This window comes from Brevundimonas sp. (assembly GCF_036399195.1).
In the GTDB taxonomy this organism is placed as follows: Bacteria; Pseudomonadota; Alphaproteobacteria; order Caulobacterales; family Caulobacteraceae; genus Brevundimonas.
In genome coordinates this window covers 1-21830 of the sequence record NZ_DASWNO010000060.1, presented here as the reverse complement: position 1 = coordinate 21830, position 21830 = coordinate 1, and the positions used below count along the sequence as shown (strand labels likewise).

Here is a 21830-nt window from a genome sequence, read left to right as displayed (position 1 = left end):
GGCGAGGGCTTGTCCGGCACCGGCCCCAAGGCCGGCGGCCCGTACAGCCTGATCCGCTACGCCGCCGAAAAAGCCATCAGCAACAACATCTCCGCCCAGGGCGGCGACCCGGCGCTGCTGAACCTGTAGGTTCGCGGTCTCAGAAAATCCGGATTGAGCTCGTTCCGCCCGGGCCGACCTGGATCCGGCCGCGGGCGTCGCCGACCCCCAGCGTGCCGCCGGACACGTCCCAGCATCCGGCCGAAACGGTGAAATTGTAGAATCCCCCCGGCGGGATCGCCATTCCCGACGGCAGCCGGTTCAGGCCGTAGGTCGAGGCGCTGCAGGTGGAGATCAGCACGGCGTGCAGCTGGCCGCTCGTGGCGTTCTCCACCCGGATCGTTCCCTGCGGCTCGCCGGGCCGGATCAGCGGCCCGCCCGTCACCATGTCGGACGAACAGCCGGCGACGGCCGCCGCCAACGTCAGCGCCATCGCGCATCGTGAGATGGTTTTCATGTTTCAGCTCCCCCAGCGGACTCTGTGACCGCGGCGGGAAGCCTTAACCGAACAACGTTCCGCGTCATCATCAAAATGGATGGCGGGGCCCCCGGGGATCAGGCCTGGGCCTTCGCGGTTTCCGCCTCCGCCCGCGCCGCCTCCCGAAACAGGCCGGCCGCCAACAGCCAGCCGAGCGCGAACACCGTGACGATGCCGAACACGATCTGCTCGTCCATCAGGGCGACGAAGCCTGTGGCGAACTGGGCGACCGCCGTCACCGCCATGGCTACCGCCATCCCCCTGGCCCGAAACCGCGCCATGACCGAGCCGACCACGGCGATGGCGATGACTCCGAAGAAGATCTGGTTCAGCGGGTTGTTCTCGTCGCCGATGATGCCGACGGCGAGGTTCGACCAGGTGATCAGGAAACCGGTCCCCACCGCCACGATCACCCCCGCCCGATAGGCGAGCCGCCCGGACAGCCGCAGCGCGATCTCGCACACGCCGGCCGCGACCAGCAGCATCACCGCCCAGGCTATGAAGTCGAACGTCGTCCACGGAATAGCCAGCGTCAGCTTGGCCACGACGGGCACGAGGAAGGCGAACACCGCCCCGCCCCAGACGACCGCCCTCAACATGCGCGTCAGCCGCGCGTCCTTCTCCGTCGTCATGGTCCCGTCCCGTTCATTGATGAGTGTCGCATGGCGCCCGCGCCCCTAGTGGAAAATGCCCACCGCCGCCTCGACCCAGACCAGGCCGACGACAGCGATGACGAATAGCGAGAAGCCGATCCGGATCACCGGGTTCTTCACCCGCCAGGCGACCAACTCGATGAGCGCGCCGCCGCCGATCAGCAGCACCCCGGCGAAGATGAAGTCGCTGGCGGTCCAGTTGACCTCTGATGTGAACTGCATGGCGACCGCGGGCGCGAGCATGATCAGCGTCACCGCGCTCCAGCCCAGCATCCGCAGGATCTTCCAGAGTTCGTTCAGGTCTTCATTGCTTACGTTCACCGGCTCTCTCCGTCGCACTCGACGACCAGACCATGCGGCGAACGCCCCTGAAGGGCATGAGCAAACTGTGAGCAGTCGCTGAAAAGCGGGTTTCTGCGCCGGGGTCCGGAGCCGGGGCGGCGCTCCGGTGTTCCATGCCCATGAACCGCCCGGTCCGCCCGCCGCTGAGGTCCGAACGCCTGCCTGACCGGCTGTCGCGGCCGGTCCGCGACGCCATCGCCGGACGTGTGGTGCGGCTGTTCAACGATCCAGAGCGCGGCGAACGGCCTGTGGTCCGGCGGCCGGACGGCCTGTTCGGCGCGGGCTCGGTGGCGTGGCGGGTGCATGGGGACGTGACCGGGATGCTGGTCGGCGGCGCTTCCAGCCTGCTGCTGCAGATGCTCCATCCGGCCGTGTTGGCCGGGGTGTGGGACCACTCGAACTTCCGCGCCGACATGCACGGCCGGCTCAGGCGCACCGCGCGCTTCGTCGCCGTCACCACCTTCGGCGGGCGAGAGGAGGCCGCGGCGGCCATCGATCGGGTGCGTCGCATCCACGACCGGGTCACGGGGCTGCTGCCTGACGGCCGAGCTTACGCCGCCAACGATTCCGCCTCCCTGGCTTGGGTCCACGTCACCGGCGCGGTCAGTTTTCTGGAGGGGTGGGTCCGCTATGCCGAACCCGGCATGTCCGCCGCCGACCGCGACCGCTATTTCGCCGAGATGGCGCAGGTCGGCGAAGCGTTAGGGGCCGATCCCGTCCCGCGCGATCGGCAGGCGGCCCAGCGGCTGATCGCCGACATGCGGACCGAGCTGGCCGTGGACGACCGCACCCGCGAAGTGGCCCGGCTGGTGCTGGACCAGCGGACCGGAGCCGCCGCCACCCACCCAATGCAGGGCCTGTTGATGCAGGCCGGCGTGGATCTGCTGCCGCCCTGGGCGCGGCGGATGCACGGCCTGCCGGCTCCGCTGCTGGCTCGGCCGCTCGTGCGAGCGGGGACCTTCGGCATGGCCGAGACGGTTCGCTGGGCCTTCGCAGGACGCGAGAAGGGCTCTAGCGAGGCCAGCCCCCCGCCCGGCTGAGCGCGCTCGGCGTCGGGCGGCCGATCTTCTCGCCGATCCAGCGAGCGGTTCCGATCAGGGCGTCGAGGTCATAGCCAGTCTGGAACCCGGCCCGCTCCAGCATATAGACCAGGTCCTCGGTGGCGATGTTGCCGGTCGCGCCCGGAGCGAACGGGCAGCCGCCGATGCCGCCGACGGAGGCGTCCAGCACGTCCACCCCCGCCTCGACGCCGGCGTGGGCGTTGGCCAGTCCGGTGTTGCGGGTGTCGTGGAAATGCAGGCGCAGGGTCGCCTCAGGCGCGGCGCGGCGGGCGGCCTTGATCTTCCTCGTGACGCTCCACGGATCGCCGGCGCCGATGGTGTCGGCCAGGGCGATTTCCTGCACACCCAGTTCTGCGATCCGGCCGACCAGATCGGCGACCTGGTCCACCGACACCTCGCCGTCGAAGGGGCAGCCCCAGACGCAGGACAGGGTGGCTGACAGCGACGGCCCGGCGCCGGCGCCGCCTTCCGAATTGGCGCGCCCGGTCATGATGTCCGACAGCATGGAGACCTGCTGGTCGACGCCCATGCCCTGGTTCTTCGATCCGAAACCGTCGGTCGCCGACATGGCCACGTTGACCTCGTCCACCGCCGTGCCGAGGGCACGGTCGTAGCCCTTGCCGTTCAGGACCAGACCGATCCGGCTGCGGCCGCGGGTGGACGGCAGGGCCGCCATGACCTCTTCCGCTCCGGCCATCTGCGGCACGTATTTCGGATGGACGAAGCTGACCGCCTCGATCCGCCGGGCGCCGGCCGCCTCGAGCCGCTGGATCAGCTCGACGCGAACGGCCGGCTCCAGCACCGCCTTCTCGTTCTGCAGGCCGTCGCGGGGACCGACCTCGACGATGGTGATCGGGCGGCTCATCGGGCGGCCTCGGGCTGCGGCGCTAGGGACGATCCCGGCGGCGCGTAGAGGGTCAGGCTGACGTCGTCGCCCTGCGAATAGTTGTGCCCCTCGACCAGCCCGACAGCCCGCCCACTGACGCCGAGCTCGGCGGCGGCCATGCGGAAGGCGTCGGCGTCGCCCTCCTCGACGATCGCCGGGCGGCCCTCGGCCAGCGCCCGCGCGGCGCCGGCCGCGTCGGTCAGCTCGGTGTCCCGGCCGGTCAGGAAGACGAAGCTGGGCTCGTGGAAGCTTGTGATCGCCACCGGTCCGGGCCGTCCCTGACGCGGATGCAGGTCGGCCTGCTCCAGGGCCTTCTGCAGCTGCGGCGCGACCGACAGGGGCCGCAGCTGCCGCAGGGTGCCGGCCAGCGCCCCGTGGGCCACGATCCCCAGCGCCAGCGAGGCGAGCACCGCCGTCACCGCGGCCCGGTGCAGCATCAGGAAGGCGCCGATCAGGCTGGCGAGGATGGCGAAGACGATGGTCAGGGTGGCCCAGGTCTGGGCCGTCGAGCGCCCGTACTCGGTCAGCAGCCAGACCGATCCAACCGCCAGGAACCCGCCCACGAACAGGGTCAGGCCGACGCCGGCGTAGCGAGAACCCTTGCCGATCGGGTGCATCAGGGCCGCCGCCGCCAGCAGCGCCAAGGCGCCGAAGGTGGGCAGGGTGTAGTGCGCCAGCTTGGTCGGGGTCAGCTCGAAGATCAGCCAGGCCGGAACCAGCCAGCAGACGAGGAAGCGAATCGCGGGCTCGGCGCGCCGATGCCAGGCGGCCGAGACCGCCGCGGGCAGAACCAGCGTCGCCGGGAAGAACAGGATCGGCGCGATCAGCAGGTACAGGCCCGGCGGCACGCCGTGGCCCTCGTCGCCGCCCGCCACCTTGGGCGCGAGGTCGCCCATGATGGCTTCCCGCCAGAAGGCGCCGTCGGTGGCGATGGTGATGGCGATGGCCCACGGGCCTACGATCAGGGCCACCAGCGGAAGGCCCCAGCCCCAGCCCAGCCGCCTGAGCCACTTGATGTCGCGGTCCCAGACCGACAGGGCCAGCATGGCCGGCGCGATCACGATCAGACCGATCGGCCCCTTGATCAGGATCGACAGGCCCAGACCGAACCAGAAGGCCAGCTTCCACGGCCGCCGCGGCGCCTCGCCCGCCCGCGCCGCCAGATAGATTCGGGCCAGTCCCGCCATGGCCAGGGTCACGGCGCCGCACAGCATGGCGTCGGTCTTGGCGATGCCGGCCTCGGTCGACAGCAGGAAGCTGGCCCCCATGATCGCCCCGGCGAGGAAGCCGGCCCGCCGCCCGAACATCGCCGTCCCCGCCCAGGCGCAGGCCATGGCCGCGAGGATCGCGCCGAACAGGGACGGCAGGCGATAGGGGGCTATGTCTCGGTTCTCGACATCGGACGTCACGGCCACCGCGACCGCCTGCATCCAGTAGATGCCGACCGGCTTCTTCCAGCGCGGGTCGTCCTGGAAGCGGATGTCGATGTAGTCGCCGCTTTCCAGCATCTGCGACGTGGCCTGGGCGTAGCGGCTCTCGTCGCGGTCGAGCGGCGGCAGCAACATCAGCACCGGCAGGCCCGCGAGCAGCGCCACCAGCCCAGCCAGCAGGGGTCCGCGCCAGCCGGCGATGTAACGGTCAAGGTCGGGTCGGCTCATGCCCAGCTTCCTAACACGGCCTTCGCGCCCGCAATACGCCCGCCCTCCCGCCCTTCCGCGAAACCCGCTAGAGGACGGATATGAGCGAAGCCGTTCCCGACATCTCCGTCGTCGTCCCCGTGCATGACGAGCAGGGCGCCGCCGGGCCGCTGGCGCGCGAGATCGCCGCCGCCTTCGAGGGCCGCTCCTACGAGATGGTCTTCGTCGACGACGCCTCGCGCGACGGCACCCTGGCCGAGCTGCGGGCGCTGATGCCCGAGCTGCCGGCGCTGCGGGTGCTGAGCCACGGCGCCAACGCGGGACAGAGCCGCGCCGTCCGCACCGGGGTGCTGGCCGCGCGCGCGCCGATCATCGTCACCCTCGACGGCGACGGTCAGAACCCGCCCGCCGACGCGCCGGCGCTCGCCGACCTGCTGGCGGAGTCGCCCTCCACCGTCGCCCTCGTCGGCGGCCGCCGCGCGAAGCGGCAGGACTCGGAGGCCAAGCGGCAGGCCTCGATCTGGGCCAACCGAATCCGCAGGAAGCTGCTGGGCGACGACGCCGACGACACCGGCTGCGGGCTCAAGGCCTTCCGCCGCGACGTCTTCCTGCGGCTTCCCTATTTCGATCACATCCACCGCTACCTGCCGGCGCTGATGATCCGCGAGGGGTACGAGAACCGCTATCTCGACGTCGCCCACCGGCATCGTGAGACGGGGCGGTCGAAATACACCAACTGGGGACGGCTGCTGGCCTCCCTGTCCGACCTGCTCGGCGTGATGTGGCTGAAGACGCGGTCGCGCCGTCCGGGCGCGGTCACCGAATTCTGAAGGCGGGGGCAGCGGCATGGCCGGGCGGGGCGAAGCGGGGTATGCAGGACGGGACAAGCGTGGCCGTGGGACTACGCCGTCGGCCCGGGAGCCCGCCATGCTGATCGCCATTCCGCTGCTCGTGATCCCGGTGATCTTGTACAACATCGTGGTGCTGACGGGCGTGGTCGGCACGGGCGTGACGGCCGACGGCGGCCTGCACGACGTTCTGTTCAGCATTCCCATGGCCTCGGGGGCGACGTGGGACGTCGCCATCGCCGACCTGATCCTGTTCCTCGCCCTGATCCTGTTGTTCTTCGAACTGCTGAAGTCGACGTCCAGCCAGAAGGTGGCGATCGTCAATCACGCCCTGTCGATGATCCTGTTCGTCGTCTGTCTGGTCGAGTTCCTGCTGCTGCGGGGCTTCGCCACCTCGACCTTCTTCCTGATCGTGACGATGGTCATGCTGGACGTGCTGGCCGGCTTCATCGTGACCATCGTGGCGGCCCGCAAGGACTTCGACTTCGGCGGCGGCGGAAGCTAGGCTCCCACTCCCGTCATCCTCGGCCTGTCCCGAGGACCCATGTCTCCGTCAATCCGAATTGCAAGGCTCCGCAGGCTCAACGACGGCATCATAGGGAGCTCGTGGGCGGGCCTCGGAACGATGGGTCGTCGGGACAAGCCCGAGGATGACGGGGCCAAATAGCGGGTGACCCGCCGATCGCTGCCCGGAGGCTCAGCCGCCCGAGCCCGCTCAGGACAGGCCGACGAAGATCAGGGCCACGACGGCGATGTCGACGGTTCGGGTGATGATGGCCAGCATGGCATGGCGTCCGGAGCGAGGATTGACCCCCCTGCCTCAGCAAGGACCGTGCCGTTCTCAGACGTCTGTATCGCGCGCCTTCCCCGGCAGCGGACGGCGCTCGGCGGCGCCCGAATGCTCGGCGCCCAGATAGGTCGAGCGCGCGGCGTCCAGCACCGGCGGGCCGCCCTTGATGCCGCGCCGCTGTCCCGACTGCCCCAGCATCTGGGCGGCGAAAGCGGCGGCCGAGCCTTCGGACGTCGGAGTAGGGGCAGGTCTTGCCGGGGCCTCGGCAGGGTCGTCCACGGCCGTCGTGAGGGTCAGCGCCCGCGACTGGGCCGCAACCCGGCGCTCGGCGGCCCGGCGTTCGGCCGCGCGGCGCTCGTCCCGGCGCTGGACCGGACCGACGGGTCGGACGCCGTCCGTCATCTCAGCCGGCCTTGCCGGGCGTCTTCGACAGCTTGTCGAGCTGGCTGCGCATCTCGTCCATCTGGCGGCGCATCTCGTCCAGCGGATCCGCCGGCGCCGCCTTCGGCTCGGCGGCGGGCGAGGGCGGCGTCATGGCGCTGAGGCCCGGCCACATCTTCATCGCCTCGCTGAACAGGACCATGTTGCGCTTGACCGCCTCGTCCATCAGCCCCGCGCCCGGCGCGGCGCCGAAGGCTTTGGAGAACTGGCTGCGGATCTGCTCCTGCTGGCGGCTGAAGTTGTCCAGCGACATCTCCAGATAGCCCGGCAGGACGCCCTGCATCTGGCCGCCGTAGAAGCCGATCAGCTGGCGCAGGAACTGGACCGGCAGCAGGGCCTCGCCCCGGCTCTCTTCCTCGAAGATGATCTGGGTCAGAATCTGGCGCGTCAGGTCGTCGTTGGTCTTGGCGTCGTAGACGACGAATTCCGTCCCCTCGCGGACCATTTTCGCGAGGTCTTCCAGCGTCACATAAGCCGAGGTCGCCGTGTTGTAGAGGCGGCGGTTGGCGTATTTCTTGATGACGACGGTTTCGCCGGCTCCTGCCTTTTTGTCGGCCACGCGCGTCCCCGTTCCTGTTTACCCGGGGGCACTATGCTGCGCCGCGGTGGGCCGTGTCTAGCCGACGCCGATGGCGGCCGGGGCCAGAACCACGCCGACCAGCACCGCCGCCCAGTGCACGGTCGCGCCGGTGACCACGAACCCATGCCAGATCGCGCGGCGGAACTTCACCTGGGGGCTGATGAAGACGAACACGCCGGCGGTGTAGATCAGGCCGCCCAACACCAGCAGACCGACGGCGATGGGGTGCACCGTCTCGATCATCGGCTTCAGCGCGATCACGGCCAGCCAGCCGAACAGGGCGTATACCGCGCTCCAGAAGGCGTCGGAGATGCGCGGCGCGACCAGTTTGGTCGCCACGCCGATCAGGGCGACGCTCCAGACCAGAACCGTGAAGCCGACCGCCCAGCCGCCTTCGAACCGCTGGGTGGTGAAGGGGGTGTAGCTGCCCGCGATCATCAGGAATATGGCCGCCTCGTCCATGCGCCGCAGGATCGGCCGGGCCCTGCAGGGCCGCGTCTGATTGTAGATGGTCGAGACCGTCAGCATGACGATCAGGCAGATCGCATAGGTGGCCGTCGCGGCCACCGCGCCCATGCCGACGTAGAGCGCCGCCATCACCGCCAGCACGATCCCGCCGACCGCGGCGAGCGTCAGGCCGACGACGTGGACGATCAGATCGGCCGTCTGTTCGGCGGGCGAGCGGTAATGCTCGGCCATGTCCAGTTCGTCCGGCTCGCAGACCTTGACGAACACTCTTTTCAGTCGCTTGAGCATGGCCCCATCAAGCCTCCCGCTCTTTTTTCGTTCCCGTGCAGCATGGGCGCCGGCGATGACGATTGGCTGAACGCGGTCGTTCCGCGCGACAAAAGCGGGATGATGCGGCAAAACCGCAACGATCGGCCTCTTCGCGGAGGCGAAACGAAAGCCCCGCATGACGACTGAGGCGTCCGGCCCTGCCCGCGTAGTGATCGTCGGCGGCGGCTTCTCCGGCGCCATGCTGGCGGCCCGACTAGCGGAAGCGGGGCTGGCCTCGACCGTGATCGACCGCAGCGGCCGGTTCGGGGTCGGTGTCGCCTATTCCACGCCGTTCGACGGCCATCTGCTCAACGTCCGCGCCGACCGCATGGGCGCGGTGGAGGGGCGGCCGGACGGCTTCCTGCACTGGCTCGTTGAGCGCCATCCCGACCACGCCGATCCCGACGCCTTCTTGCCCCGGCGCATCTACGGGGATCATCTGCGGGACCGGCTGGCGGGGGTGGAGCACGCCTGGCCGGGTCGCATCGAGTGGATCACGGGCGAGGCCGTCGAGGTCACGGCCGACGCGGTGCGTCTGGCCGACGGACGCAGCCTTGCCGCCGACGCTGTCGTGATCGCCACCGGCAACCCGGCCCCGCGCGTAGCGGGTCAGGAGGGCCAGAGCCGGCTGATCTCGGACCCGTGGTCGGCGGACGCGCTGGAGCAGGTCGCTCGGGACGACGACCTGATCATTCTCGGCAGCGGCCTGACGATGGCGGACACGGCGCTGTGGCTGGACAGCCAGGGCTGGCGCGGGCGCGCGACGGTCATCTCGCGTCGGGGGCTGCGACCCCGGTCGCACGCGGCGGGCCACGTGTCGCCCCTGACCCCGACCGCCGCCCTGTGCGCCGGACCCCTGTCCCGGCGGCTGTCCGAATTCCGGCGGCTGAGCCGCCACGCCGGCTGGCGCGCGGTGATGGAAGGGCTGCGTCCTCGGACCGCCGACCTCTGGCGCGACGCTGACATTCAGACGCGGGCCCGCTTCCTCCGGCATCTGCGGGCTTGGTGGGACGTCCACCGGCACCGCATCGCCCCCTCGGTCGCCGAGGTGCTGACGCGGATGGAGGACGCCGGACGCTTGACGGTCATGGCCGGCCGGATCGAGGACGTCGCCGCCATGCCGAGCAGCGTCACCGTCACCTGGCGTCCCGCGGGGAGCGCGGATCGCATCGAGACGACGGCGGCGCGGGCCATCGACTGCACGGGGCCGGGCCACGCCCCGCTCCATGCGCCGCTGACCGCCGCTCTGGTCTCCGTCGGACGGGCGCGGCTGGAGCCGCTGGGGCTGGGACTAGATCTTGATGAGGACGGGCGGACGATCCGCGCCGACGGCTCCCCCGATCCCGCGCTGTTCGTTCTGGGACCGCCAGCCTACGCGGCCTTCTGGGAGACCACCGCCGTGCCCGACATCCGCGGCCGCATCGAGCGGCTCACGGCCGTTCTGACCCATCAGATGAGCGCCAGCAGGTAGATCAGGCCCAGCGCCAGCCCGACCAGGGCCAGCAGGGACAGCACGACCGTCCCGGCGATGCGCGGCCCCGAGCGCACCAGCGCCCGAGCGTCGGCTCCAAGGCCCAGGGCCGCCATCGACAGCACCGTCAGCACCATCGCCGTGTCGGCCATGATAGGCAGGGCGGCCGCCGGGATCAGGCCGAGCGAGCGGGCCGCCATCATCAGCAGGAATCCGACGATGAACCACGGGACCAGTTGGCGCAGCGGGGCCCGCCGCACCGCCGCTCCGCCCGCGGCCTCGCGCCGTCGCGCCATCACCACGGACAGGGCCAGGCACACGGGTCCCAGCATCAGCACCCGCACCAGCTTGATCAGGGTTCCGGATTGCACCGCCGCCGCGCCCATCGGGACGGTCGCCGCCAGCACCTGCGGCACGGCATAGACGGTCAGGCCCGCGAGCACCCCGTACCGCACCGGTTCCATGCCCAGCAGAATGCCGAGCAGCGGCAGCAGCAGGACCACCGCGACGCCCAGCACGGCCGTAAAGGCGATGGCGGCCGAGACGTCGTCGGCCTCGGCGTCGATCACGGGCGCGACGGCGGCGATGGCGGAGTTGCCGCAGATGGCGTTGCCGCAGGCGATCAGCACCGCCATCCGCCGCGGCAGCCGGAAGAGGCGTCCGAGGGCGTAGCTGACCCCGATCGCCGCCGCGACGACCAGCGCCGTGCCCAGCAGAAGACCGGGACCGATCGCCATGACCGTTGCGGCGCTGACCGAGCCGCCCAGAAGAACGATCGCGACCTCCAGCAGGGTGCGGGCGGTGAACTCGACGCCGGGACGCATGATCGCCGGCGGGGTCCAGATCGAGCGGATCGCGGCGCCGATCAGGATCGCCAGCACCAGCGTCTCAACCCACGCCCGATCAAGCAGCCGCAGCTCGAACGACTGGGCCAGCCAAGCCGTAAGGGTCACGGCCACGCACAGGGCGAAGCCGGGGATCAGGGACAGGGCCGCCGCTGGTCCCGTCGGGTGAGCGGCCGCCGGCTGGCGGGCGGGAATCATCGGCTCAGCCTGCTCCGAACGGCGGCGGGGCGCCATCCCGCGCCGCCTTCCGCTAGCCGGCGGCCTTCACGGCCGCGACCACGTCGTCGACCACCGCCCGCACCAGCGCGGCGTCGTCGCCCTCGGCCATGACCCGGATCAGCTTTTCGGTGCCCGAGGGCCGGACCAGCAGACGGCCCTGACCCGACAGCCGGCCCTCCGCGTCGGCGATGGCGGCCTTGACCCCGGCGTCCTGCAGCGGCTTGCCCGAGGTGAAGCGGACGTTCTCGAGAATCTGCGGCACGGTGTCGAACTGGCGCGCCAGCTCGCTCATCGGACGCCCGCTCTCGACCAGAACCGCCAGCACCTGCAGGGCGGACAGCAGGCCGTCGCCAGTGGTGGCGTGGTCGTGCAGGATGATGTGGCCCGATTGCTCGCCGCCGAGGTTGAAGCCGCCGGCGCGCATCCGCTCCATGACGTAGCGGTCTCCGACCTGGGTCCGCTCCAGCGTCAGCCCGGCCGCGTTCAACGCCCGCTCGAGGCCGAGATTCGACATGACCGTCGCAACGACCCCGCCGCCGACCAGCAGGCCGCGGCGAGCCCAGTCCAGCGCCACCATGGCCATGATCTGGTCGCCGTCCACGACCTGACCCTTCTCGTCGCAGATGATGACCCGGTCGGCGTCGCCGTCCAGCGCGATCCCGATGTGGGCGCCGTGGGTGCGGACCGCCTTGGCCAGCGTCTGGGGGTAGGTCGAGCCGCAGTTGGCGTTGATGTTCAGGCCGTTGGGCTCTACCCCGACCGGAAAGACCTCGGCGCCGAGTTCATACAGGGTCGTCGGCGCGACCTTGTAGCCGGCGCCGTTGGCGCAATCGACGGCGATCCGCAGGCCCTGCAGGCTCAGCTTCTTGGGGAAGCTGGCCTTGGCGATCTCGATGTAGCGGGCCTGGCTGTCGTCGATGCGCTTGACCCGGCCCAACCGGTCCGGCGCGGCCAGACCCTCGTCGAGCCTCTGGTCCATCATCGACTCGATCTTCAGTTCGACCGCGTCCGACAGCTTGTAGCCGTCCGGCCCGAACAGCTTGATGCCGTTGTCGAGGAAGGCGTTGTGCGAGGCCGAGATCATCACCCCGATGTCGGCGCGCATCGACCGCGTCATCATCGCCACGCCCGGCGTCGGCAGCGGGCCGAAGGTCAGAACGTCCATGCCCGCCGACGCGAACCCCGCCACCAGCGCCGGCTCGATCATGTATCCGGACAGCCGGGTGTCCTTGCCGATGACGGCGACGTGGCGGCGGTCGTCCGACGACATGAACAGTCGTCCGGCGGCGAGGCCGACGCGCAGCGCGACCTCCGGCGTCATCGGATGGCTGTTGGCGCGTCCGCGAATGCCGTCGGTGCCGAAATAACGTCTCTCGCCCACGCCTACTGTCCTCTCGCCGCGGTCGCAGAAATCTTGCGAAACCGCTTTTTAGGTGCAAATCCCCGGCCCCGGCGCCTAAACCGTCGCCGGAGAACGGCCACGGCTTAGCCCGTTCGTTCGCCGTGCGCAAAGCAGGGCGCGCCATCTGAGGGACCAGTACATGTGCGGAATCATCGGCGTCACCGGCAGCGGACCGGCGGTTCCCCGCCTGATCGACAGCCTGAAGCGGCTGGAATACCGGGGCTATGATTCCGCCGGCGTCGCCGCGCTGGTGGACGGACGCATCGAACGCCGCCGGGCCAAGGGAAAGATCCGCGAGCTCGAAGCCGTCCTCCTAGCTGAGCCGCTGAACGCCACGGTCGGCATTGGCCACACCCGCTGGGCCACCCACGGCGCCCCGACCACCGCCAACGCCCACCCGCACAAGGCCGGACGCGTGGTGCTGGTCCACAACGGCATCATCGAGAATTTCGCGGAGCTGAAGGCCGAACTCGCGTTGGAGGGCGCCCAGTTCGAAAGCCAGACCGACACCGAGGTGATCGCCCACCTGCTGGACCGGGAGCTGGGCCGCGCGAACGACCCCATGGTGGCGTTCAAGACCGTGCTGGATCGGCTGACCGGCGCCTACGCCCTGGCCGTCCTGGTCGAGGGCGAGGAGGGGCTGATCATGGGCGCTCGGCGCGGCAGCCCGCTGGTCGTCGGCTGGGGCGAGGGCGAGATGTACCTCGGCTCGGACGCCCTGGCGGTCGGCCCCTTCACCCAGAGGATCAGCTATCTGGAAGAGGGCGACTACGTCGGCGTTGACCGCAACGGCGCCCGGATGTTCGACAGCACCGGCGCCGCCGTCGAACGACCCATCGTGCAGGTCTCCGCCTCCTCGGCCCTCGTCGAGAAGGGCGAGTACCGGCACTTCATGGAGAAGGAGATTCATGAGCAGCCGGACAGCGTCCAGCACACCTTGTCCCACTACCTCGACTTCGTGAACGGCAAGGCCAAGACCGACTCCGCCGACTTCGCCGCCGTCGACCGCATCCAGATCGTCGCCTGCGGCACCGCCTTCTACGCCGGCCAGATCGGCCGCTACGCCTTCGAGAAGCTCGCCGGCCTGCCGTGCGACGTCGAGATCGCGTCCGAGTTCCGCTACCGCCAGCCGGCGCTGACGCCTGGCACCCTGGCCGTCGCCGTCAGCCAGTCGGGCGAGACCGCCGACACCCTGGCCAGCCTGTCGTGGTGCAAGGCCGCGGGCTTGAAGACGGCCGCCCTCGTCAATGTGCATTCGTCGTCGATGGCGCGCGAGGCCGGTCACCTGTGGCCGACTCACGCAGGTCCGGAGATCGGCGTCGCCTCGACCAAGGCCTTCACCGCTCAGGTCGCGGCCCTGCTGGCGCTCGCCGTCGCCGCGGGCGTTCAGCGCGGCCGCATCGACGCGGCGCGCGAGGCCGAACTGGTCAAGGCCCTGTTCGAGGCGCCGCGGCTGATCGCCGAGGCCATGATGATGGGCGAAGACCTCAAGGCCGTCGCCCACGACATCGCCAAGGCCACCGACGTGCTGTTCCTGGGCCGCGGCGCGATGTTCCCGCTGGCCATGGAAGGCGCGCTGAAGCTGAAGGAGATCAGCTACATCCACGCCGAGGGCTACGCCGCCGGCGAGCTCAAGCACGGGCCGATCGCCCTGGTCGACGAACTCACCCCGATCGTGGCCCTGGCCCCGATGGACGAGGTGTTCGAGAAGACCGCCTCCAACCTTCAGGAGGTCGCCGCGCGCGGGGGCCCCGTCATCATGATCGCCCCGGCCTCGGCGCCCGATCCTCACGGCGCCGGCATCCGCCGGGTCGACGCGCCCGAGTGCCACTCGCTGATCGCGCCTCTTGTCTACGCGATACCGGTCCAGCTGTTGGCCTATTACACCGCCGTCCAGAAGGGCACCGACGTCGACCAGCCGCGCAATCTGGCCAAGTCCGTCACCGTCGAGTGATCGCTTCCGGCTCTGGATGCGTTAGCCTGTCCCAAACCGCTGTTCAGGATCCCGCATGACCGCTCAGAGCCGCCGCCTCCGCAAAGCCGTCCTTCCCGTCGCCGGCCTGGGCACCCGCGTCCTGCCCGGCACCAAGACGACGCCGAAGGAGCTGCTGAACGTCGTCGATCGGCCGATCCTCAGCTACATCGTCGAGGAGGCGCGCGAGGCGGGCATCGAGCACATCGTCTTCGTCACCGGCCGCTCTAAGGGCGCCATCGAGGACTATTTTGACCACCACGTCGAACTGGAGGCCCAGCTCGCCGCCAAGGGCAAGACGGACATCCTCGACGCCATGATGTCCGAGCTCGCCACGCCGGGCGAGATGAGCTTCACCCGCCAGATGCAGCCGCTCGGCCTCGGCCACGCCGTCTGGTGCGCCCGCGACATCATCGGCGACGAGCCGTTCGCGGTCCTGCTGCCGGACGTCATTGTGGACAGCCAGCCCGGCGCCCTCAAACAGCTGGTCGACGCCTATTCGGAGGTGGGCGGCAACGTCATCGGCGTCGAGGCCGTGCCGGAGACCGAGACGCACAAATACGGCGTCGTCGACCCGGAAAGCCGCGACGGCCGCCGCATCCGCATGAAGGGGATGGTCGAAAAACCTCCGCGAGGCGAGGCGCCGTCCAACCTCTCCATCGCCGGCCGCTACATCCTGCAGCCGGAAATCTTCGCCATCCTCGAGAATCAGCCGCGCGGCGCCGGGGGCGAGATCCAGCTGACCGACGGGATGGCCCGGCTGATGAAGGATCAGACCTTCACCGCGGTCGAATACGAAGGCGTCACCCACGACTGCGGCGACAAGATCGGCCTGCTGCGGGCCAATGTCGCCCTGGCGCTCAAGCGACCAGACCTGGGCGAGGCGGCGCGGGCGGCGATCGCTTCCCTGCTCTAGGCCCGGCTTTACTCGCCCGGGCTGGCGTCAGCGGCTTATGCGAGAGGACGGCTGGCCGGTGATGCGGCACACGTTGTCGTTCTGCGGCCGTCCCGACTGCTGTCCGGTCGGCGCCAGGATGCCGCCGCGCTGACGGCAGTCCTCGGTCAGACGATCCAGTTCCGATTGATAGGAGCCGGCGCGCGGACCCATCGTCGGACCGCAGGCCGAGAGAGCCAGGATGAGCGCGGCGGGGGCCGCTAGGGTCAGGATGCGCATGGGAAACTCCTTGCTGTGCGTCCCCACTTAAGCGCTCAGCCGCGCATCCGTTCAACAGCGCCGACCAGCCGCTCCAGATCGGTAGGGCGGGACAGACGGTGGTCGCCGTCCTCTATGAGCTCCAGCCGCACGCCGGCCTTCCCGACATGTTCGGCCAGCGCCGCCGCATGCCGCCATGGCACGACCTCGTCGGCCCGCCCCTGAAGGATGTGAACCGGCGTCGCGAGCGTCAGCGGACGGTCGAGCAGCAGCCAGCGCCGCGCTTCCTCGAACATCGCCCGGGTCAGGGCGTACTCACCCAGGCCGGGCTCGGTGACCATGATCTCGCCGTCGCGGAGGATCGCCTCCCGTTCATGGTCGGCCAGTCCGGACCACATCAGCCGTTCGGTGAAGTCGTGGGCCGGGTTGACCAGCACCAGCCCCTCCATCCGCTCGGGCCGCGCCTCGGCCGCCAGCAGGGCGATCCACCCGCCCATCGAGGAACCGACGGGAAGCACCGGACCCTCGAGGCTGTCGATCAGGGCGACGGCGTCCTCGCGCCAGCGGCCGATCGTGGCCCCGCGCCAGTCTCCGCTTGAACGACCGTGGGCGAAATGGTCGTAGCGGACGTAGGACCAGCCGCGCTCCCGCGCCGCGGCGTCGAGCGCCAGCGCCTTGGCGCCCTCCATGTCCGAACGGAAGCCGCCGATCCACAGCACCGTGGGCCCGTGACCTTCCACGCGCCTGACGGCGAGCCGTTCGCCGTCGGGTCGGGTCAGGGTCTCGATGTCGTCTGCCATCCATGCCTTTTGCTCCCGCTTCCGCCGCGCGTCATCCCTCGGCCTTGACCTTGGGAGCGCAGGTCGAGCACATCGCGCGATCCGGCCTGTCCGGGGCGACGCCAGAGAGAAGCCCGTGTCCGAGCCCAAGGTGCTGTTCGTCACCTCCAACCGCATCGGCGACTGCGTCATCTCCTCCGGCGTGATCCGCGAGATCGCCCGGCAGCTGCCCGGCGCGCGGATCACCGTCGCGTGCGGACGGCCTCCGGCGCCGCTGTTCCGCGCCGCACCCGGCGTCGAGCGGGTCATCGTGCTCGACAAGCAGAAGTTCGCCGGACACTGGTTCGGCCTCTGGAAGCAGACGGTCGGCGCGCGCTGGGACCTCGTCATCGACATCCGCGGCTCGGCGCTCGGCTATCTGCTGCCCGCGAAACGGCGGGTGATCTACAACCGCTCCTGGGAGACCGGCGTGCGGAAGGTCGAGATGGTCTCGCGCCTGATGGGCTCGGAAACCCCGTTGGACCCGGAGATATTCTTCGACGACCAGGCCCGGGCCGAGGCCGCCGCCGTGATCGACCCGCAACTGGCCTCCGCGCCGGGGCCGATCATCGCCCTCGCCCCCATCGCGCACCAGCCGGGCAAGAGCTGGCCCGCCGAACGCTGGGGCGAGCTGGTCGAGATGCTGAAGGGCGACGCCCGCTTCGCCGGCTGGCGCGTCATGTTGGTCGGCGGGCCCGGCGATCACCCGCCGGCCGCGCCGGCTCTTGCCGCCGCCGGGCCGCGCGGGATCGATTTCGTCGGCAAGGGCGACATCCTCGCCTCGGCGGCGGCGATCGACCGGGCTGACCTGTTCGTCGGCAACGACTCCGGCCTGATGCACGTGGCCGCCGCCGCCGGCCGGCCGACGCTCGGCCTGTTCGGTCCGACGGAATGGTGGCTGTATGGTCCCTGGGGCCCGCGCACCCGCACCGTGGCCTCCAACGAGACCCGGGGCCAGTTCGCGCCCATCGAGGCCCTGACCACGCGGCATGTGTTCGAGGCGGTGCTGGCGCTGCACGCCGCCTTCGTCGAGCCCGCGAAACCTTGAAGAAGCGGGCGTTCCCGGTCATATAGGACCGCTGGAGGGGAACGCGGCGAACGGTCGCGCGCTCCGACCTGTCAGAATTCGTCTCTCATCCACGCAAGGAACCGACGCTCATTCGCCGTCCGATGAACCAGCCGCCCGTCAAGGACGGGCCTCCCATGAACCAGGACATCCGCGCGCCGCGGGTTCTGCTGATCGACCAGAACGGCGAGAAGCAAGGCGTCATGCCGACGTCCGCCGCGCTGGAAGCCGCCGAAGAGGCCGGCATGGATCTGGTTCAGATCGTCTCGACGTCCGAACCGCCGGTCTGCAAGATTCTCGACTACGGCAAATTCCGCTTCCAGGAGCAGAAGAAGAAGGCCGAGGCCCGCAAGCGCCAGAAGGTCGTCGAGCTGAAAGAGATCAAGCTCCGCCCCAACATCGACGTCCATGATTACGAGGTGAAGGCCAAGGCCATGCACCGCTTCTTCGACGAGGGCGACAAGGTCAAGGTGACGCTGCGCTTCCGCGGCCGCGAGATGGCCCACCCCGAACTGGGCATGAAGCTGCTCAACAAGGTGCAGGCCGATTTCGACGAGATCGCCAAGGTCGAGTACGCGCCGCGTATGGAAGGCCGCCAGATGATCATGATTTTGGCGCCGAAGTAGGCCCCACGAAGTTCGCATTCAGCAACGCCCCGGCCGGGATCGGCCTGGGCGTTTTCGTTTGTGCCGGCCCCGTCCCCGGATAAGGTCCGCTCATGACCCAGACCGGCGCCGCCCCGACCGCCTCGCGATCCGCGCTGTTTGTCCTGTTCGGCGTCGTCTTCATCAATCTGGTGGGGTTCGGCATCGTCATCCCCCTGCTGCCCTTCTACGGCCAGACGCTGGACGCGCCGCCGTGGCAGGTGGCGCTGATGTTCTCGGCCTATTCCCTGGGTCAGTTCTTCGCCGAGCCGTTCTGGGGCCGCCTGTCGGACCGCATCGGACGCAAGCCGGTCCTGCTGATCACCGTCGCCGCCAACGCCATCGGCTATCTGATGCTGGCCTTCGCGCCGAACATCTGGCTGGCCATCGCCATCCGCCTGTTCACCGGCCTGGGCGCGGGCAACATTTCGACGGTCCAGGGCTACGTCGCCGACGTCACCCCGCCAGAGCTGCGCGCGGGCCGGATGGGGCTGATCGGGGCCGCCTTCGGCCTCGGCTTCATCGTCGGGCCGGCGTTGGGCGGACTGCTGACGCGCGAGGACCTCGGAACCCTGGGGTACCAGCTGCCCATCTTCGTGGCGGCCGGTCTTTGCGCCCTCGCGACCGGCGGCATCGCCGTGCTGCTGAAGGAGAGCCGCGTCCGGGCCGCGCCCGCCGCCGCCCGCCCCGCCTTCCTCAGCGGCGTTCACGACGCGGTCGCCAATCCGGTGGTGTCGCGGGTTTTGCTGGTGACGCTGATCTATATGGCCGGTTTCTCGGGGATGGAGTCCACCTTCGGCTTCTGGACCGAGGCGCGTTACGGCTGGGGCGCGCGCGAGGTGGGGCTCAGCTTCATGGCCGTCGGCATCGTTTCGACGGTCTGCCAGGGTTTCCTCGCCGGTCGCCTCGCCCGCCGCTTCGGGGAGGCGAGGGTGCTGGCCGTCGGCTGCCTGATCTTCGGAGCGGGCCTGATCGGGCAGGTCGTGGTGGGTCGCCTGATGCCCCCGGACGCCCAGTGGACCCTCGCGGTCTTCGGCCGATCCGTTGTCCTGAACGGCGATCTGCTGGTGCCCGTGGTGATGGCCGGCGGAGCCTTCGGCATGGCGGTCACCATGCCCAACATCTCGGCCCTGATCTCGCGCTCCGTCGACGCCGACCGGCAGGGCGCCATGCTGGGCCTGAACATGGCGGCTAGCTCCAGCGCGCGCATCTTCGGCCCGATCGCCGCCGGCGCCCTGTTCTCTGTCGTCGGCCATGACTGGCCGTTCCTGATCGGCGCCGCGCTGACGGTCCCGGCCGCCGTCATGGCCGTCAACGCCGGGCGGGCCTTCCGAAGACGGCAGGCGGACCTCGTTCCCGCGCCCGCTGAGTAAGGCCGCGCTTGCCCCGGCCGCGCTGTGCCCCCTAATGTGACCGGCCTGAGGCGGGGACGACACACTATGACATTCCGATACGCAGCTTGCGCGCTTGGCGCGGCGGGCGCCATTTTGATGGCCGGCGCGGCGCATGCGCAGGACGTCGCGCCGCTGGACGCCTACGGGGCCCTTCCGGCCCATGAGCTGGTCGAGGTCTCGCCCAGCGGCGACCGTCTGGCCTATGTGACGGTGGTGGGCGAGGAACGCGCCCTGGTCATCAACGATCTGAACGACATGAGCCTGATCGGCGGCGTCCGCGCCGGCGCGGTCAAGGTGCGGGACATCGGCTGGGTCGGCGAAGACCATGTCTATATCTACAGCACCGCCACCCAGGTCGGAGCCTCCATCGGTCTGCGGCGATCGGAACTGGCCGACGCCTCGGTCTACGAGATCCCGACCCGGCGCGTGTCGCTCGCCCTCAACCACACGCCGGGAGTCTTCGCCAAGGTCTTCGGCTCCCCGATCGTGCGCACGATCGACGGCGAGCCCTCGCTGATCGTGACCGGGCAGGGCCGCGAGGGCGCCGGGCTGTTCACCATCAATCTGTCGACCGGCGTCGGCGAGGAGTTCGTCGATCCCGACCGCAAGGGCCCGCCGTCTCTTCTGGATGAGAACGGAGAACCTGTCGCCCGCGTCACCTATGACGGCGACACCTACGAGGTTCAGGCCCGCCGCTCCGGCTTCTGGCGCACGATGTGGCGGACGGACGCCAAGATCGACACGCCCGGACTCGGCGGCTTTGGGCAGACGGCGGGCAGCGTGGTCCTGAGCGGCCGGATCGACGGTCGCGAGGAAGGCTTCTACGCCCTCGATCTGGCGACCGGTGCGATTTCGGATCTGCCGTTCGAAGGCCGGCCGACCAGTCTGATCCACCACCCCAAGACCAAGCTGCTGATCGGCGCCCAGACAGTCGGCGACGACGACCGGGTGACCTGGCAGTTCCTTGATCCCCAGGCCGATCGTGCGTGGCGCGCGGTGCAGACGGCGTTCCGCGGCAACCAGGTCAGCCTCAGGTCATGGTCCGACGACATGCGCCAGATCGTCGTCTTCACCCAGGGCGCCGGAGACGCGGGCACCTATCAGCTCGTGGATCTGGACCGCCGCACGGCGGAGATCGTCGGCGAGGCCTATCCGGCCATCACTGGCGCCCGCGTGGGCGAAATCCGGTCGGTCAGCTATCAAGCGGCCGACGGCATGCGCATTCCGGGTTATCTGACCCTGCCGCCGGGCGTGGCGGATCCCAAGGGGCTGCCGCTGGTCGTCTTCCCCCACGGCGGGCCCGCCTCGCGAGACTATATGGGCTTCGACTGGTGGGCCCAGGCCATGGCGTCGCGCGGCTACGCCGTGCTGCAACCCAACTTCCGAGGCTCGGATGGGCTGGGCACAGCCCACCTCGAAGCCGGCTATGGCGAGTGGGGCCGCAAGATGCAGACCGATCTGTCGGACGGCGTGCGCTGGCTGGCTTCGGAAGGAATCATCGACCCGGCGCGGGTGTGCGTGGTCGGCGCCAGCTACGGCGGCTACGCGGCCATGGCGGGCCCGACGCTGGACCCCGGCGTCTATCGCTGCGCGGTCGCGGTCTCGGGGGTCTCCGACCTGCGGCGAATGGTGCAATGGGAGGCGGATCAAGGCGGACGCCGCGACTCGCCCGTCGTCCGTTACTGGAACCGCTTCATGGGCGCCGACCGGCTGGGCGACCGGGATCTGGACCAGACCTCGCCAGCCGCCCAGGCCGGCCGCGCCGACGCGCCTATCATGATGCTGCACGGGCGGGACGACACCGTCGTGCCCTTCGAGCAGAGCCGGATTCTCGCCGACGCCCTGCGCCGAGCGGGCAAGCCGTTCGAGCTGGTCGAACTGCCGAGCGAGGATCACTGGCTGTCACGCGCCGCCACGCGCCAGTGGATGCTGGCCGAAACGGTTCGATTCCTCGAGCAGCACAACCCGCCGCGCTGACCGTGCGTCTTGCAATCCAGGCTAGCCTGGCCTAGAAGCCGCGCCTTCGCGTACCGAACCGCCGGGCTAACAGGCATGCCTGGGCGGTTCTCATCAGGGTTTCCAATCCTCGGGCTCAAGTAGCTCGAAGAGCGTTAGCCCACTCAAAAAAGAGAGTGAAAATGCCCAAACTGAAGACGAAGTCGGGCGCCAAGAAGCGCTTCAAATTCACGGCTACTGGCAAGGTAAAGGCCGGCGTTGCTGGCAAGCGTCACCGCTTGATCAGCCACAACAGCAAATACATCCGCCAGAACCGCGGCACCTCGGTCATGGCCGACGCCGACGCCAAGAAGATCAA

24 protein-coding genes are annotated in these 21830 nt (G+C 69.7%); 12 read left to right on the top strand and 12 right to left on the bottom strand.

Annotation, left to right across the window (positions count from 1 at the left end; all coding sequences use genetic code 11):
- A partial coding sequence (locus tag VGB60_RS13320; RefSeq protein ID WP_414644457.1) for a hypothetical protein occupies window positions 1–129 on the top strand: 129 nt, incomplete at its 5' end.
- 10 nt (window positions 130–139) lie between these two features.
- Here the strand turns inward: VGB60_RS13320 and VGB60_RS03040 are convergent.
- The 3 genes from VGB60_RS03040 to VGB60_RS03030 all read right to left on the bottom strand — a co-directional run bounded on the left by VGB60_RS03040 (window position 140) and on the right by VGB60_RS03030 (window position 1491).
- The gene (locus VGB60_RS03040) at window positions 140–496 is read right to left on the bottom strand and encodes a hypothetical protein (protein WP_331036804.1); all 357 of its coding nucleotides are present in this window, start codon (window positions 494–496) and stop codon (window positions 140–142) included.
- Window positions 497–594: 98 nt separating this feature from the next.
- Window positions 595–1149 (bottom strand): hypothetical protein, encoded by a 555-nt coding sequence (locus tag VGB60_RS03035; RefSeq protein WP_331036803.1) that lies wholly within the window; start codon window positions 1147–1149, stop codon window positions 595–597.
- A gap of 45 nt (window positions 1150–1194) precedes the next feature.
- Complete coding sequence (locus VGB60_RS03030) at window positions 1195–1491, bottom strand: hypothetical protein (protein ID WP_331036802.1); 297 nt, start codon at window positions 1489–1491, stop codon at window positions 1195–1197.
- Window positions 1492–1631: 140 nt separating this feature from the next.
- On the opposite strand from VGB60_RS03030, the gene VGB60_RS03025 reads away from it, so the two are divergent.
- Window positions 1632–2552 carry an oxygenase MpaB family protein gene (locus VGB60_RS03025; protein WP_331036801.1) on the top strand — a complete coding sequence of 307 codons (921 nt, stop codon included), beginning with the start codon at window positions 1632–1634 and terminating at the stop codon, window positions 2550–2552.
- Here VGB60_RS03025 and VGB60_RS03020 read toward each other — a convergent pair.
- Entirely contained in the window at window positions 2524–3438 is a 915-nt protein-coding gene (locus VGB60_RS03020) for a hydroxymethylglutaryl-CoA lyase (protein WP_331036800.1), read from the bottom strand. The genes VGB60_RS03025 and VGB60_RS03020 overlap by 29 nt on opposite strands.
- Window positions 3435–5117 (bottom strand): glycosyltransferase family 39 protein, encoded by a 1683-nt coding sequence (locus tag VGB60_RS03015; protein WP_331036799.1) that lies wholly within the window; start codon window positions 5115–5117, stop codon window positions 3435–3437. The genes VGB60_RS03020 and VGB60_RS03015 overlap by 4 nt, the downstream gene beginning before the upstream one ends.
- A gap of 80 nt (window positions 5118–5197) precedes the next feature.
- On the opposite strand from VGB60_RS03015, the gene VGB60_RS03010 reads away from it, so the two are divergent.
- Both VGB60_RS03010 and VGB60_RS03005 read left to right on the top strand, forming a co-directional pair.
- A complete protein-coding gene (locus VGB60_RS03010) occupies window positions 5198–5926 on the top strand; it encodes a glycosyltransferase family 2 protein (RefSeq protein WP_331036798.1) in 729 nt (242 codons plus the stop codon).
- A gap of 97 nt (window positions 5927–6023) precedes the next feature.
- Window positions 6024–6449 (top strand): hypothetical protein, encoded by a 426-nt coding sequence (locus VGB60_RS03005; RefSeq protein ID WP_331036797.1) that lies wholly within the window; start codon window positions 6024–6026, stop codon window positions 6447–6449.
- 336 nt (window positions 6450–6785) lie between these two features.
- On the opposite strand, the gene VGB60_RS03000 is transcribed toward VGB60_RS03005, so the two are convergent.
- The 3 genes from VGB60_RS03000 to trhA are packed head-to-tail and all read right to left on the bottom strand — an operon-like array spanning window position 6786 to window position 8511.
- Complete coding sequence (locus VGB60_RS03000) at window positions 6786–7136, bottom strand: hypothetical protein (RefSeq protein WP_331036796.1); 351 nt, start codon at window positions 7134–7136, stop codon at window positions 6786–6788.
- A 1-nt stretch (window position 7137) separates the two neighbouring features.
- Window positions 7138–7734 carry a polyhydroxyalkanoate synthesis repressor PhaR gene (gene phaR / locus VGB60_RS02995; protein ID WP_331036795.1) on the bottom strand — a complete coding sequence of 199 codons (597 nt, stop codon included), beginning with the start codon at window positions 7732–7734 and terminating at the stop codon, window positions 7138–7140.
- A 57-nt stretch (window positions 7735–7791) separates the two neighbouring features.
- The gene (gene trhA, locus VGB60_RS02990) at window positions 7792–8511 is read right to left on the bottom strand and encodes a PAQR family membrane homeostasis protein TrhA (RefSeq protein WP_331036794.1); all 720 of its coding nucleotides are present in this window, start codon (window positions 8509–8511) and stop codon (window positions 7792–7794) included.
- A 157-nt stretch (window positions 8512–8668) separates the two neighbouring features.
- Between trhA and VGB60_RS02985 the strand changes: the two genes are divergently transcribed.
- Window positions 8669–10003 carry an FAD/NAD(P)-binding protein gene (locus VGB60_RS02985; protein WP_331036793.1) on the top strand — a complete coding sequence of 445 codons (1335 nt, stop codon included), beginning with the start codon at window positions 8669–8671 and terminating at the stop codon, window positions 10001–10003.
- Here VGB60_RS02985 and VGB60_RS02980 read toward each other — a convergent pair.
- Both VGB60_RS02980 and glmM read right to left on the bottom strand, forming a co-directional pair.
- Window positions 9982–11082, bottom strand: coding sequence for a YeiH family protein (locus tag VGB60_RS02980; protein ID WP_331036792.1), 1101 nt, complete (start codon window positions 11080–11082; stop codon window positions 9982–9984). The two genes, VGB60_RS02985 and VGB60_RS02980, sit on opposite strands and share 22 nt — an antisense overlap.
- Window positions 11083–11098: 16 nt before the next feature.
- On the bottom strand, window positions 11099–12448 hold the full coding sequence (gene glmM / locus VGB60_RS02975; RefSeq protein WP_331036791.1) for a phosphoglucosamine mutase: 1350 nt from the start codon (window positions 12446–12448) through the stop codon (window positions 11099–11101).
- 160 nt (window positions 12449–12608) lie between these two features.
- On the opposite strand from glmM, the gene glmS reads away from it, so the two are divergent.
- Both glmS and galU read left to right on the top strand, forming a co-directional pair.
- Window positions 12609–14423 (top strand): glutamine--fructose-6-phosphate transaminase (isomerizing), encoded by a 1815-nt coding sequence (gene glmS / locus VGB60_RS02970; RefSeq protein ID WP_331036790.1) that lies wholly within the window; start codon window positions 12609–12611, stop codon window positions 14421–14423.
- 55 nt (window positions 14424–14478) lie between these two features.
- Window positions 14479–15357, top strand: coding sequence for a UTP--glucose-1-phosphate uridylyltransferase GalU (gene galU / locus VGB60_RS02965; RefSeq protein ID WP_331036789.1), 879 nt, complete (start codon window positions 14479–14481; stop codon window positions 15355–15357).
- A 27-nt stretch (window positions 15358–15384) separates the two neighbouring features.
- Here the strand turns inward: galU and VGB60_RS02960 are convergent, their stop codons facing one another.
- Entirely contained in the window at window positions 15385–15615 is a 231-nt protein-coding gene (locus VGB60_RS02960) for a hypothetical protein (protein WP_331036788.1), read from the bottom strand.
- 35 nt (window positions 15616–15650) lie between these two features.
- Window positions 15651–16394, bottom strand: a complete 744-nt coding sequence (locus VGB60_RS02955) for an alpha/beta hydrolase (protein ID WP_331036787.1) — start codon at window positions 16392–16394, stop codon at window positions 15651–15653.
- A 115-nt stretch (window positions 16395–16509) separates the two neighbouring features.
- Here VGB60_RS02955 and VGB60_RS02950 point away from each other — a divergent pair, with 115 nt between their 5' ends.
- The 5 genes from VGB60_RS02950 to rpmI form a co-directional block, all read left to right on the top strand.
- Complete coding sequence (locus VGB60_RS02950) at window positions 16510–17460, top strand: glycosyltransferase family 9 protein (RefSeq protein WP_331036786.1); 951 nt, start codon at window positions 16510–16512, stop codon at window positions 17458–17460.
- 122 nt (window positions 17461–17582) lie between these two features.
- A complete protein-coding gene (gene infC / locus VGB60_RS02945; RefSeq protein WP_055827440.1) occupies window positions 17583–18104 on the top strand; it encodes a translation initiation factor IF-3 in 522 nt (173 codons plus the stop codon).
- Between the two features lie 92 nt (window positions 18105–18196).
- A complete protein-coding gene (locus VGB60_RS02940) occupies window positions 18197–19495 on the top strand; it encodes an MFS transporter (RefSeq protein ID WP_331036785.1) in 1299 nt (432 codons plus the stop codon).
- Window positions 19496–19612: 117 nt separating this feature from the next.
- Window positions 19613–21493 (top strand): S9 family peptidase, encoded by a 1881-nt coding sequence (locus VGB60_RS02935; RefSeq protein WP_331036784.1) that lies wholly within the window; start codon window positions 19613–19615, stop codon window positions 21491–21493.
- A 161-nt stretch (window positions 21494–21654) separates the two neighbouring features.
- Window positions 21655–21830, top strand: a 176-nt coding sequence (gene rpmI, locus VGB60_RS02930; protein ID WP_331036805.1) for a 50S ribosomal protein L35, incomplete at its 3' end; no start/stop codon positions are given.

Coding starts and splice junctions, on each gene's coding strand:
- VGB60_RS03025 (WP_331036801.1), top strand. CDS start 1,632: ATGAACCGCCCGGTCCGCCCGCCGCTGAGGTCCGAACGCCTGCCTGAC.
- VGB60_RS02960 (WP_331036788.1), bottom strand. CDS start 15,615: ATGCGCATCCTGACCCTAGCGGCCCCCGCCGCGCTCATCCTGGCTCTC.
- VGB60_RS02940 (WP_331036785.1), top strand. CDS start 18,197: ATGACCCAGACCGGCGCCGCCCCGACCGCCTCGCGATCCGCGCTGTTT.
- VGB60_RS02985 (WP_331036793.1), top strand. CDS start 8,669: ATGACGACTGAGGCGTCCGGCCCTGCCCGCGTAGTGATCGTCGGCGGC.
- VGB60_RS02980 (WP_331036792.1), bottom strand. CDS start 11,082: ATGGCGCCCCGCCGCCGTTCGGAGCAGGCTGAGCCGATGATTCCCGCC.
- VGB60_RS03040 (WP_331036804.1), bottom strand. CDS start 496: ATGAAAACCATCTCACGATGCGCGATGGCGCTGACGTTGGCGGCGGCC.
- VGB60_RS03000 (WP_331036796.1), bottom strand. CDS start 7,136: ATGACGGACGGCGTCCGACCCGTCGGTCCGGTCCAGCGCCGGGACGAG.
- glmS (WP_331036790.1), top strand. CDS start 12,609: ATGTGCGGAATCATCGGCGTCACCGGCAGCGGACCGGCGGTTCCCCGC.
- VGB60_RS03015 (WP_331036799.1), bottom strand. CDS start 5,117: ATGAGCCGACCCGACCTTGACCGTTACATCGCCGGCTGGCGCGGACCC.
- VGB60_RS03035 (WP_331036803.1), bottom strand. CDS start 1,149: ATGACGACGGAGAAGGACGCGCGGCTGACGCGCATGTTGAGGGCGGTC.
- VGB60_RS02955 (WP_331036787.1), bottom strand. CDS start 16,394: ATGGCAGACGACATCGAGACCCTGACCCGACCCGACGGCGAACGGCTC.
- VGB60_RS03010 (WP_331036798.1), top strand. CDS start 5,198: ATGAGCGAAGCCGTTCCCGACATCTCCGTCGTCGTCCCCGTGCATGAC.
- infC (WP_055827440.1), top strand. CDS start 17,583: ATGAACCAGCCGCCCGTCAAGGACGGGCCTCCCATGAACCAGGACATC.
- VGB60_RS03020 (WP_331036800.1), bottom strand. CDS start 3,438: ATGAGCCGCCCGATCACCATCGTCGAGGTCGGTCCCCGCGACGGCCTG.
- trhA (WP_331036794.1), bottom strand. CDS start 8,511: ATGCTCAAGCGACTGAAAAGAGTGTTCGTCAAGGTCTGCGAGCCGGAC.
- galU (WP_331036789.1), top strand. CDS start 14,479: ATGACCGCTCAGAGCCGCCGCCTCCGCAAAGCCGTCCTTCCCGTCGCC.
- VGB60_RS02935 (WP_331036784.1), top strand. CDS start 19,613: ATGGCCGGCGCGGCGCATGCGCAGGACGTCGCGCCGCTGGACGCCTAC.
- VGB60_RS03005 (WP_331036797.1), top strand. CDS start 6,024: ATGCTGATCGCCATTCCGCTGCTCGTGATCCCGGTGATCTTGTACAAC.